This is a genomic window from Frankia sp. EI5c (genome assembly GCF_001636565.1).
In the GTDB taxonomy this organism is placed as follows: Bacteria; Actinomycetota; Actinomycetes; order Frankiales; family Frankiaceae; genus Parafrankia.
The window spans coordinates 17,871-32,148 of record NZ_LRTK01000101.1; the positions used below are offsets into that span (position 1 = coordinate 17,871).

The 14,278-nt window shown below is 74.5% G+C and carries 8 protein-coding genes and 3 pseudogenes; 7 read left to right on the forward strand and 4 right to left on the reverse strand.

The window, feature by feature from the left end; translation table 11 throughout:
* Nucleotide 1: 1 nt before the first annotated feature.
* The 7 genes and pseudogenes from UG55_RS24700 to UG55_RS24730 form a co-directional block, all read left to right on the forward strand.
* Nucleotides 2-1,154 (forward strand): annotated as a pseudogene (locus UG55_RS24700) (amidohydrolase family protein); the annotation flags it as partial.
* 218 nt (nucleotides 1,155-1,372) lie between these two features.
* Nucleotides 1,373-2,176, forward strand: coding sequence for a DUF3050 domain-containing protein (locus UG55_RS24705; RefSeq protein WP_066073796.1), 804 nt, complete (start codon nucleotides 1,373-1,375; stop codon nucleotides 2,174-2,176).
* A 145-nt stretch (nucleotides 2,177-2,321) separates the two neighbouring features.
* Nucleotides 2,322-4,100 (forward strand): class I adenylate-forming enzyme family protein, encoded by a 1,779-nt coding sequence (locus UG55_RS24710; RefSeq protein WP_242425064.1) that lies wholly within the window; start codon nucleotides 2,322-2,324, stop codon nucleotides 4,098-4,100.
* Nucleotides 4,101-4,128: 28 nt separating this feature from the next.
* Nucleotides 4,129-4,848, forward strand: coding sequence for a carboxymuconolactone decarboxylase family protein (locus tag UG55_RS24715; RefSeq protein WP_242425060.1), 720 nt, complete (start codon nucleotides 4,129-4,131; stop codon nucleotides 4,846-4,848).
* A 74-nt stretch (nucleotides 4,849-4,922) separates the two neighbouring features.
* The gene (locus tag UG55_RS24720) at nucleotides 4,923-5,858 is read left to right on the forward strand and encodes an NAD(P)-dependent oxidoreductase (RefSeq protein WP_066073800.1); all 936 of its coding nucleotides are present in this window, start codon (nucleotides 4,923-4,925) and stop codon (nucleotides 5,856-5,858) included.
* Between the two features lie 617 nt (nucleotides 5,859-6,475).
* Complete coding sequence (locus UG55_RS24725; protein WP_066073803.1) at nucleotides 6,476-7,651, forward strand: hypothetical protein; 1,176 nt, start codon at nucleotides 6,476-6,478, stop codon at nucleotides 7,649-7,651.
* Nucleotides 7,652-7,704: 53 nt separating this feature from the next.
* The gene (locus UG55_RS24730) at nucleotides 7,705-9,969 is read left to right on the forward strand and encodes a BTAD domain-containing putative transcriptional regulator (RefSeq protein ID WP_066073807.1); all 2,265 of its coding nucleotides are present in this window, start codon (nucleotides 7,705-7,707) and stop codon (nucleotides 9,967-9,969) included.
* Nucleotides 9,970-10,090: 121 nt separating this feature from the next.
* Here the strand turns inward: UG55_RS24730 and UG55_RS24735 are convergent, their stop codons facing one another.
* The 4 genes and pseudogenes from UG55_RS24735 to UG55_RS43085 all read right to left on the reverse strand — a co-directional run.
* Nucleotides 10,091-11,893 (reverse strand): ABC transporter ATP-binding protein, encoded by a 1,803-nt coding sequence (locus UG55_RS24735; protein ID WP_066073810.1) that lies wholly within the window; start codon nucleotides 11,891-11,893, stop codon nucleotides 10,091-10,093.
* Nucleotides 11,894-11,929: 36 nt separating this feature from the next.
* A complete protein-coding gene (locus UG55_RS24740) occupies nucleotides 11,930-13,720 on the reverse strand; it encodes an ABC transporter ATP-binding protein (protein WP_242425062.1) in 1,791 nt (596 codons plus the stop codon).
* 115 nt (nucleotides 13,721-13,835) lie between these two features.
* A pseudogene (locus UG55_RS43080) lies at nucleotides 13,836-14,096 on the reverse strand (amidohydrolase); the annotation flags it as partial.
* Nucleotide 14,097: 1 nt separating this feature from the next.
* Nucleotides 14,098-14,278: pseudogene (locus UG55_RS43085) on the reverse strand (amidohydrolase); the annotation flags it as partial.

Consider the following 14,278-nt stretch of genomic DNA (forward strand, 5'->3'; position numbering starts at 1 on the left):
NCCTCGACCGGGCCGCGCTCGACGCGCTGACCGGCGACGTCCCGACCAGGGTGCAGCACCGTGGTGGCGCGCTGTGGGTGCTGAACTCGGCCGCGTTGCGCCAGGTCGGCCTGCTGGCCGCGGGCACCGGTCCAGAAGTGCGCGCCGCCCCGGAGGGGCGCCGAGGCGAGTACGGCGTCGAGCGGACCGCCGGCGGCGCCCCGACCGGCCGACTGTGGCGGCTGGACGGATGGCTCGCCGCCCGCGTCCCGCACGTTCCGGTTGATCTCGGCGCGGTGGGCCGGGCCGCGCTCGCCGCCGGTGTCACCGGCCTGACCGACGCCACCCCCGACCGCCGCCCGTCGGACGCGGCCGCGCTCGCCAGGGCGGCGGCCGACGGCACCCTGCCGCAACGCCTCACCCTGATGCGCCCCACACTGCCGCCCGGCGCCGGACCGTCGGAAGTGGGTGCGGCCGCCACCGGCCCGCACGTCTCGCTCGGCCCGATGAAGATCATGCTGGACGACACCGATCTGCCGCCGCCGGACGCCCTGGCGGAACGTATCCGGACGGCCCGGCTGGCCGGCGTGCCCGTCGCCGTCCACTGCGTCACCCGGGTCCAGCTCGTGGTGACGCTCGCCGCGATCGAGGCCGCCGGACCGCCGGCCCCAGGCTGCCCGGCCGACCGGATCGAGCACGGCGCGGTGATCCCACCGGAGCTGGCCACGCTGGTCGCGGCGGGCGGGCTCACCGTTGTCACCCAGCCGAACTTCGTCGCCGAGCGCGGCGACGTCTACCTCGCCGAGGTCGACCCGGACGATCTTGACTGGCTCTACCCGTGCCGGTCGCTGCTGTCCGCGGGTGTCCGGGTCGCCGCCGGCACCGACGCGCCGTTCGGGCACCCGGACCCGTGGCGGGCCGTGCGGGCGGCGCGCGACCGGCGCACCCGGGCGGGCCGGCTGCTGGGCGGCGCGCAGCGCGTCGACACGCGCCGGGCGCTGGACCTGTTCCTCGGCCCACCCGACGACCCGGCCCGGCCGCGGCGGATCCACCGCGGCCTGCCCGCGGACCTGTGCCTGCTACGGCTCCCGCTGGACGACGCGCTCGCCGACCCGGACGCCGCCCACGTGCGCGCCACGATCATCGACGGCACGCTCGCCCACCTGGCCCCCTGAACCCGCGCCGGTAGCGGCGGCCTGCTGCCGCACCGCTACCGGGGCGCTACCGACCGCGGAGAACCTCCGGGCACCGGACACCACCGGTACAGCCCGTCACGGGAGCGCCGGCCGCGGCCCGTGCCAGCCGCGACGGGCCGCCGCGACGCCGCCCGCTTCGCGCACCGCCGTGGTCCGGGCCCTGCCTTTCCTCCGCACCTCCAAGGGGTTGAGCACACGTGTCGAATCGCTATTCCTGGGATGGCGGCGCACATCCGTCGATCGTCCGCCTCACCGCGCAGACCGCCGCGGCCCGCGACGCCGTCCTCGAGCATCCGATGTACGCCCACCTGGTGACCGTGGACGACGTGACCACCTTCATGACGAGCCACGTCTTCGCCGTCTGGGACTTCATGTCGTTACTGAAGACCCTGCAGCGCAGCCTCACCTGCGTGGACGTGCCGTGGGTGCCGACGGTCCACCGCTCCTGCCGGCGCCTGATCAACGAGATCGTCCTGGTCGAGGAGAGCGACGAGTACGGCGGCTCCTACATCAGCCACTTCGAGCTGTACCTGGAGGGGATGGAGCAGGCCGGCGCGGACACCGGGCCGATCAGGCGGTTCCTCGCGGAGCTCGCCGCGGGAACGCCGGTGCCGGCCGCGATCGTCCGGGCGGCGGTGCCCGCTCCCGCCGCCATGTTCGTGCGCTCCACCTGGGCGCTGCTGACCAGCGCGCCGCCGCACGCCCTGGCCGCCGCGTTCGCGTTCGGCCGCGAGGACCTGATTCCCGAGATGTTCTCGCTGGTCCTCGACGGCGACGTGCAGCTGGCCACCTTCCGTGACTACCTGTCCCGGCACGTCACCGTCGACGGGGAGCAGCACACCCCGATGGCGATGGAGATGCTCGTCGCCCTGGCCGGCGACGACCCGCGGAACTGGCAGGAATGCGCTGCCGTGGTCAACGGCTGCCTGCGCGCCCGCGCGTCGCTGTGGGACGGCATCGCCGCGTCGCTGGTGCGGGACCGCCCCGTCCAGCCGGTCTGACGTCCCGTCCAGCTGGTCTCCGGAGANGGCCCATCCGATGATCGTCGTTGTTCTGTCAGCCGTCCTCGCTCTGTTGGTCGCCTACGCGGTGTTCGTCTGTGTGTCACTCGGGCTGCCCCGGCGGCTGTGGCTCGCCTTCGGCCCGATGTCACTCGAACGGGTTCCCGACCGGGCGGCCCGCCGCCACCGCGACCGGGTGCTGTTCACCAGTGACGAGCCCTGTTCCTGGTCCCTGCCCGACCCGGGCCGTTCCGGTGACACCGCCGGCGCCGGTGGCACCGGCGGGCCCCTCCCGGATTCCTGGACGGCCCGGGACATCCAGGCGACGGCCGGTCGGCTCGCCGCCGCGCTGCGCTCGCTGGGCCTGCGCCACGGGCAGCGGGTCGCCGTGCTGAAGCGCAACCATTTCGACATCCACCTGCTGCACCTCGGGGTGGTGCGCGCGGGCGGGGTCGCCTGCCCCATGAACGGCGCCTTCGCTGCCGACAAGGTCGCCCCCTACCTGCTCAACATCGACGCCCGGATCCTGTTCGCGGATCCGGCGACCCTCCTGCGAGTGCTGCGGGAGGGCGGGACGCCGGGCGGCGTGGAGATCGTCGTGCTGGTCGGGCGGGTCGGCGAGGTGCCCGAGGCCGACGTGCGCGAGCTGACCTGCGCGCTGAACGGGACCACGGCGCCCGCCGTCCACTGGATCGAGGACCTGCTGGCCGCGGCCCGCGAGCCCGTCGCGGCCATCCGGCGCGGCCCCCGGGAGCCGCTGTACCTGGTGCACACCTCCGGGACGACCGGCTTCCCCAAGGCGGTGATCCTGCGCAACGGTCCGCAGTCGCGGGCCATGCGGGGCTGGCTGTGCTACGTGCACGTCTCACCGCGGCGGGACCGCGGCTACCTCGCCGTCCCGAACAACCACCAGGCGGTGATCCTCACCTTCAACTGCATGCTGCTGCTGGGCATCCGGGCGCACTGGACCGGCGCCACCGGCCGGGACTTCGACGCCCAGCGCACCGTGGCGGAACTGGCCCGTGAGCGGTACACCGGCTTCTTCGGTTTTCCCATCACCTACACCCAGCTCAAGGACGTACCGCTCGCCGAGCACGACCTGCGGGCCATGCGGTTCTGGGCGAGCACCGCCGACGCCGCGCACGAGGAGATGATCCGGCCCTGCGTCCGGGTGGGAGGCACCTTCCGCCGGCTCGGGCTGCCGGTGCGCGGGTCCGTCTACCTGGACGCGCAGGGCTCCAGCGAGGTCGGCACCCCGTCGGTCCTGCGCTACTACTCACCCTTCACCCGCCACTACGACCGGCGGATCGGCCGGCGGCACTCAGCCCCGTTCGGGCCGAAGGTGCGCATCGCGCGGGACGGAGTTCCGGTCCGGCGCGGGCAGGTGGGACGCCTGGAGGTCCGCGGCGGGACGCTGTTCGAGGCCTACTGGAACAACCACTCGCTGACCTACGAGGCGGTCCGGGACGGCTGGTTCTTCACCGGGGACGTGGCCCGCTGGTCAGGCGGTCACGTGGTCCAGCTCGACCGGGAGGTGGACGTCATCCACACCGGCGGCGGCGACGTCTACAGCCTGCCCATCGAGGAGCGGGTCCACCGGCACCCGGCTGTGTTCGACACGTGCGTGTACGGGGCGCGCCAGCCTGACGGGACCCAGCGCCCCGCCGCCGCGGTGGCGTTGCGGCCGGGCGTCGAGATCGACGCCGCGCGGCTGCGCGACGAGCTGAACGCGCTGCTCACCACGGCCGAGGAGCTGGTCTCGGTGGAGATCATGCCGTGGAGCGAGTTCCCGGTCGGGGTGACCGGCAAGACGCTCAAGCGGGCCTTCCGCGAGCGGACGGAGCCGGCGCCGGTGCCGGAGGCGAACCGTCCCGTCGCGTTGCAGGCGGCCCCGCCGCCGCTCGTTGCCACCACGTCCCGCTGACCGCGGTGTCACCGAGAGGAGCAGGCGGATGACTGTCGCTGACATCGACGCCGACATCGACGCTGACATGGACGCCGGTACTGACCGGGGCGGGCTCGGGACCAGGGACCGCTGCTGGGTGCGGCTGGTGTGTGTGGCGTTGTCCGGTCCCACCGACGCGCTCGCCGAGCGGGTGCGCGAGGCGCTCGGGCAGGACGGGATCGGCCTGGACGACCTGTTCGAGTTCGTCCTGCACTACGCCGTCTACACCGGCTGGCCGCGGGGTTCCGAACTGGAGGCGGTCGTCCGCCGAGAGTGGGCGGGACTGCGCGGCGGGACCGACGCGCCGTGGGCACCGTCCGCGGCCGGCGCCCCGCTGGACCGGGAAAGCACGCAGCAGCGCCTGCTCGCGGGCGAGGAGGCGTTCCGCGTGGTGAACCGGGTCGAGGCCCCGCGCCGGGACAGCCCGTTCGTCGAGGCCGGTGTCCTCGGCTTCGTGTTCGGGCATGTCTGGCGCCGGCCACACCTGACGGTGCGCGAGCGCCGCCTGGTCGCGATCGGTGCCTGCGCGGCCGCGGGCACCGTTCACCCGCTGCGGCACCATCTGCGCTCCGCGCTCGAATCCGCCGACCTCTCGACGAGGGACCTGCGGGATTTGGCCGTGGAACTCGACGGTCGGGTGCCCGGCCCGGTCGTGGCCGTCATCCGGGACGCGGCGCGGCTGCCACCCCGCGCCGCCACCCCGATACCACCCCGCGCCGGCACCTGACCGAGCGCCGCTGAGAACCGGCCCGGGCACCGGGCCCGGGCCCGAGCCCGCCCACGTTGAGGAGATCATCCACGATGCACACCGCGCATCCCACCGCGCAGGACGACAGCCCGCTGGGCGCCGAGAGCTACGGCTTCGTCGGCCTCGGGCATCAGGGTGCCCCGATAGTCCGGCTCTGTGCGGCGGGCGGTCTGCGGCCCACCGTGTACGACCTGCGGGCCGACCGGCTCGAGCAGATCCGCCCCGCCGGGGTCGACGTGGCGAGTTCCCTGTCCGACCTGGGCAGCCGCGTCAGCATCGTCTCCGTGTGTGTCTTCTCCGACGACGACGTCCGCACCGTGGTGGCCGGGCCGGGCGGGTTACTGGAGACGATGGGCCGGGGCGGTCTCATCGTCATCCACAGCACCTGCTCGCCGGGGACCTGCGCCGAGCTGGCCGAGCTGGCGCGACAGCGCGGCCTCGCCCTGCTCGACGCGCCGGTCAGCAACGGCGCGCGCGACGAGTCCGGGCGTGGGCTCGTGGTACTGGTCGGCGGCGATCCCGCCGAGCTGCGGCGATGCGAATCGATCTTCGGCCTGTTCGCGCACACCGTGCTGCACACCGGGGAGGTCGGCAGTGCCCAGCTGCTGAAGCTGCTGAACAACGCCGTGTTCATCGTGCACCGCGCGGCGACGGCCGACGCGCTGCGAGCCGCGGGCGAGCTGGGCCTCGACTCGGACCGGGTGCGGCTGGCGCTACAGGCGTGCAGTGCCAGCGCCAGGGCGCTGCCACCGAGCAACCGGCCCCTCGGCCGGCCCGGCGGGCCGCCGCTGCCCGCGCTCGCCGCGCTGCTCACGAAGGATCTGACGCTCCTGGACACTGCGCTGGCCGGTGCCGGTGAGGATGCCGGCCAGTTGGCGGCGCTCGCCCGGCAGGCCCTCGACATCCTTCTCGACCCGCGCGCCGTACCGTCGACCGGGACCGGTCCGGGGACCCCCCCGCGCCTCGCCCAGGCGGAGGTGCCGGCCTGACGGCGGCGGGCGTCGCCGGGGTGCGTGTTGCCGGGGTGTGCGTCGCCGGGGTGTGCGTCGCCGGAGTGCGCGCCCCGGCAACGTCCCGTATGGCGCCCGCACAAAATCCCTCGCAAATCTATTTGTCAATGCGAAGATCCGCGACATCCAGCAACCACCAAAACGGGCGAACAACGCCCACCGGGCGACGGGAGTACGTCAGAACCGCATCCGTCGGACCAGTTGACAGGTCTGCGGACACAACCGAAACTCCTAATCGGACTGGCGGTTGAATACCTTTCACCGCCGGACAGGACGTTCCGGCCGGCGACATGACCGCAATGGCGGCGGCAAATCCGTCGCCTCGGTCAGGAGGTCGCCGGCCTGGCGCGACAGGGATGGACTCGGCCGTGTCTTGGTGTGCAAATCAGTTGGGTAACAGCCGGATCGCCGCAGGAGCCAGCGAGGCCGGAGGGCTCCGGAACGTTCGGCGGCAGGCGGGCCGAGCGGTTTCGGCCGGGCGGAGGTGGCGAAAACAGACAGCCGGCGAATTACAGTTATCCAGGCTGCTCGGGGACGCCCGGCACGCGGACCGCGCCGGGAACATATACCGGGCGGTAACAATCCAGTCCAGTGCCGTGCGGATTGTTGTCGAGCTCCACGCCGAATCGCCGGGAGACCGGCATCTGGCCCAGCTCCTCGGCGGTGTCCAATACGACCTCGCCGCGTTGTGCCACCGGGCCGGGGACCTGACTGCCGCGGTCAGCGCCCTGAACGCCGGCGAACAGATCTACGCCGCACTGGTCGATCAACTGCCCGCCGCCGCCGGCCGGCTCGCCGACGTGCGGATACGACGCGGCGTGGTTCACGCCGCGCAGGGCCACGGTGTCTCCGCGCTGGCCGACGTGCGGGCCGCCCTGGGCGGGCCGCAGGCGGCGGACCCGGCCGCCGCCGGGCCGGACGGGCTGCGGGTCCTGGCACTGGGCGGCGACGTCCTGGCGGCCTTCGGTGATCCGGATCTGGCACTCGTGACGGTCGACAACGCCGTCCGGGCGGGCCTGCGCAGCCTCGCGGCACCGGGCACCGTCCGGGTCGGGGCGGCCGCGGCCCCGCATCCCGGCTATCTCGCCCGGGCCTGCCGCGTGGCGGCCGTACTCCGGCGGGCCCGCGGCCCCGCGGAGACGGCGCGGGCCCGCCGGCTGGCGGCCGCGGCCGATCGCCTCGGCGCGGTGCCCGCCGCGACGGTCGTGGAGCAGCGGCTCGCCGGCCCGAACCCGCCCGACCTGACTCTCGGCCTCGCCGCCGCGCTGCGCGCCGCCGAGCGCCACGGCGGGGACCCCCGGACCTCAGCCTGCCTGCTGGCCGCGCTGGACAGCCCGCACAGCGGGCCGGCGCAGGTGCCGGCCGCACGGCTCAGCGCGATGCTCACCCGACTGGCCGGCGAGGTCCTGACCGGCGACCTGGCTGTCGGCATGCGTCTGCTCCTGGAAGCCCACTGCCTGCGCACCGCACCGGCCACACCGGCCGGCCCGGCTCGGGCGCACGCGGTCGAGCCGGCGGACCTGACCTGGGCGCGGCTCCTGCACACCGCCAGCCGCCGCCTCGCCGCGGCCGGCGACACCGGCCTCGCCGTCGACCTGGCCGGCTGGGCCGCGCGGGCCGCCCAGGACCTCACCGGGGCCGATTCCACGGATCTCGCGGCGGCGCTGTTCGCCGCCGAGTGCGCCCGCACGCATGCCGAGCTGGCGCCGTCGCCAGCTGTCGGACCGGCGAGACGCCGCCGTGGGGTGCCACTGAAGGCCCTGCCGTGCTGACGGCCTGGGCTCGTCCGGAGCAGGTCAGATCGCCGACAGTTCCTGGAGGACCGATGAGGACAGCCGGAAGGACACCGGCCGAGCGCACGCCTCGGTTCGCGTTACTCGGGCCGCTCGAGGTCCGCGACGACCTCGGGCGATCGGTCCCGGTTTCGGCTCCCAAGCAGCGCGGGGTCCTGGCCGCGCTGCTGGTCGACGCCGGCACCGTCGTCTCCGCCGATCGGCTGGCGGACCTGCTCTGGGACGGCTCCCCCCCGCCCTCGGCCCGCAAGACCCTGGAGAACTACGTCAGCAGACTGCGCAGACTGTTGGGGCCGGTCTCGGGAGGGCGGATCATCACCCGTTCTCCCGGCTACGCGGTGGAGCCTCGGGACCCCTCCGAGGTCGACCTGCTCGTGCAGTCCGACCTCGCCGGACGGGCGCAGCAGGCCGCCGCGGGCGCCGACTGGGAGCGGACCGCCCGGCACGCGCGGGACGCCCTCGCGCTGTGGCGGGGCGATCCCTTCTGCGATGTGCCGGTGGAGCGGCTCCGGCGCGAGCAGGCCCCGCACCTGTCCGAGGCTCGGCTGCGGCTGCGGGAACTCGCGCTGACCGCCCAGGTGATGATGGGTGACCATCACGGTGCCCTGCCGGATCTGCGCCGGCTGGTCGAGGAGACCCTGATCCGGGAGCAGCCGTGGGAGATGCTGATCCTCGCCCTGTTCCGCTGCGGCCGCAAGGCGGAGGCCCTCGAGGAGTACCACCGGGTCGGGCGGGTGCTGCGCGACGAGCTCGGCGTCAGCCCGGGCCGTGGTCTGCAGCAGCTGCACCGGCTGATGCTGGCCGACGACCGCCCCGCCTCGGCGGGTCCCGAGGGCGGTGGGCGTCGGTCAGTGACGGTCACCGGCGCCGCGCGGCAGCTGGTGGCGTTCACCGACGGCGGTCCGCCGACGTTCCACTCCCCCCACTCCCCGCCGGCCGGGCCACCGCCGCCGGCCCGGTCCGACGCGGGCCGGCCGACGGAGGCACGGTTCGGGCCGCCGGCCGTCATCCACGAGACGCTCGCCCTGCGTTACCAGGGCCTGCCGGCGCCGCGGACCGCCGCCGACCCGGACCCCGCCCGGGCACTGCGCCTGCTCAGCGAGTGGAACGGCGCCGATCTGCCGCTTCCCGCGATCAGCGCGCTGCTGCACCGGCCCGCGGAGCTCGTCCGGCGTGATCTGGACACGCTGGCCGCCCGGAAGCTCGCGGAGGAAGCGGGGCCCGAGCGCTACCGGCTGCCGGCGACGGTCCGGCTGTTCGGCCGCACCCTGTCGCGGAGCGGGCCGGACGACGACCCTCCGGGGGCGGCCCTGAGACGGCTGGTGGGCTGGTATCTGCGGACCGCGGCCGAGGCCGGGAACCTGATCCACCCCTATGGCCGGCGGCCGGCGCTGCACACGGTGTCGGACGAGAACCCACCGGAGGCGTTCAACAACTACCGGGAGGCGTCGGTCTGGTTCGCCAACGAGCACGCGAACCTCATCAGCGCCGTGCGCGCGGCGGCGTCGGCGGGCGAGCACGCCCTCGCCTGGCGGCTGGCGGCGACCCTCACCGGCTACTTCCACATGAGCAAGCGGTGGACGGACTGGATCATGGTCGCCCAGATCGGTCTCGCCTCCGCCCGGCACCTGCACGACGGTTTCGGCGAGTCCGCCCTGCTGCTGAGCGCCGGGCGCGCCTACGACGACCTGCGCATGTACAGCCGCTCCCTGGAATCGCTCGACCAGGCGGTGGCGGTGGCGGTGGGGAAGGCGGCCGCCGACCAGTGGGGCGAGGCGGTGGGCCTGCTCTGCCTCGCCCACGTGCACGGCCCGCACCAGACGATGGTCCACCACCGACGCGCCCAGAAGATCTTCAGATCGGTGGGGAACTCGTGGGGGTTCGCGCTGGCCCAGATCGAGCTCGGACGGGCGCACCGCTGGTCGGGCGATCTGGAGCAGGCGATCGCCTGTCACCGCTCCGGTGCCGCGATCCTGGCCGACCTCGGCGACAACTGGGCGCTGAGTCTGGCGCATCTCGGCCTGGCCGAGGACCTGCTGGCCGGCGGCGACCACGCCCTGGCGGCCGCGGCCTGCCGCCAGACGCTGGCGCTGTCGCACGAGGTCCATGACCGGCACACCACGGCCCGGGCACTGACCTTCCTCGGGCAGAGCTACCTGCGGGTCCCTGACCTGTCCGCGGCCCGCGGCGCGTGGACCGAGGCGTTGAAGATCTTCGAGGAACTCGCCGATCCACGGGCCACCTCCCTGCGGGTGCAGATCGCGACCCTGGACGCCACCGCGGCGATCAGCTCCTGACCCACGACGCCCGGCCCGGCGAGACCACCGACCCGCGGGCAACCTGCGGGTCGGGCCGCGCCGGGCCGGGCGTCCCCGGACCCCGTCGCACCGGCGCGGCGCCGTGGGGGCGACCACCGGCTCACACCTGGGCGGCCGGTCGTGGGGCGGGCGGGTCGGTCGACGACCAGGCGGACCACATCCGGGCGTACCGGCCGCCGGCCGCGACGAGCTCGTCATGCGAGCCGCATTCGGCGACCCGGCCCCGGTCGAGCACCAGGACCCGGTCGGCGGCGGCAGCCTGGGTCAGCCGGTGGGCGACGACGATCACGGTGCGCCCGTCCAGCGCCTGCCGGGCGGCCCGTTCCAGCCGGACGGCGCCGGCACTGCCCGCCTCGGCGGTCGCCTCGTCGAGGACGACGATCGGCGCGTCCACCAGCAGCAGGCGGGCGAGCGCGAGCTCCTGCGCCTGGGCCGGGGTGAGCCGGTGGCCACCACGGCCCACCACGGTCCGCTCGGCGGACGGCAGCGCGGCGACCCAGGGCAGCGCGCCCGCCCGCTCCAGGGCCCGCTCGATCTCCGCCTCCGTGGCGTCCGGCCGGGCGAGCCGGAGGTCGTCGACCAGCGGGCCGGCGAACACGTGGACCTCCTGGGTCACCAGCGCCACCGTGTCCCGCAGATCGTCCGGCCCGAGGTCGGCCACGGAGACCCCGCCCAGCCGTACCTCTCCCGACCCCGGCGGGTACAGCCCGGCGATCATCTTCGCCAGCGTGGTCTTGCCGGCGCCGGTCGCGCCGACGACGGCCAGCCATTCGCCCGGGCGGACGGCAAGGTCGACACCGTGCAGGACGTCGTGCCCGTCCTGGTAGGAGAAGTCCACCGCGCGCGCCTCGACGGACGGCTCGCCGTGGACGGCGGCAGCCCGCCGAGCCGCCGGTTCCAGGCGGGCCACCCCGACGAGGCGGGACAGCGCCGCACCCGCCTCCTGCGCCGTGTCGATCATCATCAGGACCATGTTGACCGGCTCGAACAGGCGGCTGAAGTAGAACGCCGCCGCGGTCGCCGCGCCAACCGTCACGGCACCGTCACGGACGAGGAAGAAGCCCGCGAGCAGCACGACCCCCACGCCGATCGCCTCGGACAGGTGCATCCGCCCCCAGAACCTCGTCCGGAAGTGGATCGCCTGGTAGGCACGGTCCACCGCGTCCTGGGAACGGCGCTCGGTCAGCCGCAGGTGCTCGGGACCGAGCCGGAACGCCCGGACGGTGTCGGCGCCGCCGATCGAGTCGAGCAGCTGCTGGGCGCGCGCGCCCTCGGCCACCCGCTGGGCGGCGAACACCGGCCCTGACCGGCGCAGATACCAGCGCAGCGCGTAGAAGTCGGTGGGCACGGCCAGCAGCGCCACGACGGCGAAGCGCCAGTCGATGGCGGCCAGCCCCACCGCCGTCATCCAGACCAGGAAGACCGACATCGCCAGGGTCGGCACCGTGCTGCGGATCGCGGCGGTGACAACCTCGACGTCCCCGCTGATCCGGGCCACCAGGTCACCGGAACCGCCGCGCTCCACCTCGCCCGCGGGCAGGTGCAGTGCCCGGTCGAGGACGTCCTCGCGCAGCGACGCGAGCGCCGGCTCCCCGACGAGCGCGATCAGCACCCTGGTCAGCACCTGGAAGACACCGGCGGCGACCGCCACCGCCACCAGCACCTGGACGGGACCGAGCACGCCACCGCGGTCGCCCTCGATCGCCGCGTCGACGACCCAGCCGAGCGCGCGCGGCGCGACGAGCTGCAGGGCGGTGCCCGCCGTCAGCGCGAGGACCGTGAGCACGGCGAGCCCCCACCGCGGACGCAGGAGCCGCAGGGCGTACCGCCAGGTCTCGCCCGCGGTCGCGGTGGGCAGCAGGCCGTCATCGGACGGACGCGTTGGCACCCGGTCACCTCCCATGGGGGACTCCCCGCAGGGGGTCGCTTCCGACGTTGTTCACGCGAGGACCAGCTCGCGGTAGCGCGGGTCGGACCGGACGAGCTCCGCGTGGGTCCCGTCGGCCGTGACCCTGCCGCCGTCGAGGAGCACCACCCGGTCGCAGGACGCCAACACCGCCGGGCTGGACGTCACGCAGACCGTGCTGAGCCCGGAACGCAGGCCGCGCACACCGTCGGCGATCCGCCGCTCGGTCAGCGAGTCCACCGCGGTCGTGGGCTCGTGCAGCACCAGGACGGGTGCCTGCGCGGCGAGGGCGCGGGCGAGTGCCACCCGCTGCCGCTGACCGCCGGACAGCGACACGCCACCGGACGCCAGCGACGTCCCCAGCCCGTCGGGGAGCACTTCGGCCAGGTCGTCGAGCCCCGCCGCCGTCACCACCGGGCCCAGGTCGTCACCCTCCGCGGCCGCGGAACGGATGTTGTCCGCCACCGTCCCGTCGAACAGCACGGAGTCGTGCGGGGCGACGAGAACGGCCGCACGGGCGGTGTCGGGAGGCAGTTCGGTGACGGGCCGGCCGTCGAGCAGCACCACCCCGGACTCCGGGTCGGCGTCCCGGGCGAGGACGGCCAGCACGGCCGCGGCCTCGCGCGGGTCGGCGGCCACCACACCCAGGAACTCGCCGGCGCGCACCTCCAGGTCGAGGTCACGGACCGAACCCACCGTGACGCCGGCGAGCCGCAGCGGCGGGCTGCCCGGTGTGCCGGTGGTGCCCGCCGCGGGCCGCGCGGGGTCGAGGACCGCCCAGGGTGCGTCGAGCACCGACGCGATGCGGCCGGCGGAGGCCGCGGACTGCGCCCGCTGGGCGCCGAAACCGGTGATCCGGTTCAGCGGATCGACCAGGAACTGGGCCAGACCGAGCGCGGTGATCAGGGCACCGATACTGATCGACCCGTCGGCGGCGAGCCGACCCGCCACCAGCGTCACGACCGCCAGCAGGCCACCGGCCAGCATGACGGCCACCGCCCGGATGGTCGACTCGGTGGCCGCGGCCCGCAGGGTCGCCCCCAGCGCGCGCCGGCTGGCCGCCCGGTAGCGGTCGACCGCCGGGCGCTCACCGCCGAAGCCCTTGAGCACCCGCAGCCCGGCGATCAGGTCGGCGGCCAGGCCGGTGGCGGCCGCCATCGTCGCGCGCTCGGCGCCGCTGCGCCGCTCGAGTGGCCGGCCGAGGACGTGGGTGATGACCATGAGCAGCAGCGTCCCGGCGACGACCAGGCCCGTCAGCGGTAGCGAGAACCGGGCGAGGCTGACCACGGCCACACCGACCCCGGCCACGCCGGAGACAGCCATCGCCGTCGCGTAGTTCAACATCCCGACCTTGAGGGCGTCCCCGGTCGCCAGCGCGACGAGCTGCCCGGGGAGCTGGTCGGACCCGGCGCCGCCGCGCGGGTCGAGGACCCGGTCGGCGACCAGCATCCGCAGGTCGTGGCCGGCGCCCTGGACAGCCCGCAGGTTGGCGCGGAAGCCCCACCGCATCGAGCAGGTCAGCGCCACGAACAGCCCGAGCAGCGCGGCCAGCCAGCGCGCCATCGAATCCCCGTCGCCGGTGGCGATGGCCCGGTCGACCGCGAGGCCGATGGTGACGGGGACCAGCGCCTCGGCGACCTGGTGGCAGGACAGGAAGAACGACGACGCGCCCAGATGGCGCAGCTGACCCCGGCGGGCCCGGCGCAGCACCGAGGCGGCGGTGTGGCTCCCGGCCGGGAGCACGACGCGGGCCTCGGACGGCGGCGGGGCCGCGGCGGCAGGGGGGGTGGGCGCCGTCGACGGGATGGCCGGGACGGTGGTCACGGGGCGGTTCCGGCGCCGGCGCGCGGCCGGCAGTGCCGGCCGGCCACGCGTTCGGATAAGGACTCCGACAAAAACACAGTTGACCTCGGATTCTCTATGACCTGGCGGGTGGTCCTCAGACCCGTTCCGCCTGCTTCTCGGTGAACAGACGCGCCCATTCCGCCCGAGAACGGATCGCGGTGTCGACGTCGGTGGCGATCGCGCGCCGGGCACCCACGGTCGCCCGCTCCTTCGGGATCTCGGCGAACGGGTCCCAGCTGAAGAACCGGCAGGCGTTCTCCCAGGTGATCTTGTTGATCTCCTCGTCGTTCGCCCCGGCCTGCTCCAGCTCGTTCAACACGAACTCCGGCGCATCCGGCCAGATCGAGTCCGAGTGNGGGTAGTCGCACTCCCACGCGATGTTGTCGATCCCGATCTCCCGCCGCAGCTTCAGCGACGTCGGGTCGGTCACGTAGCAGGCCAGCGAGTGCTCCCGGAACACCTCACTGGGCAGCCGGCCACCGAAGTCCCGCCGCAGCCACTTCTGGTTGGTGTAGTGCCGGTCGCAACGGTCCAGGT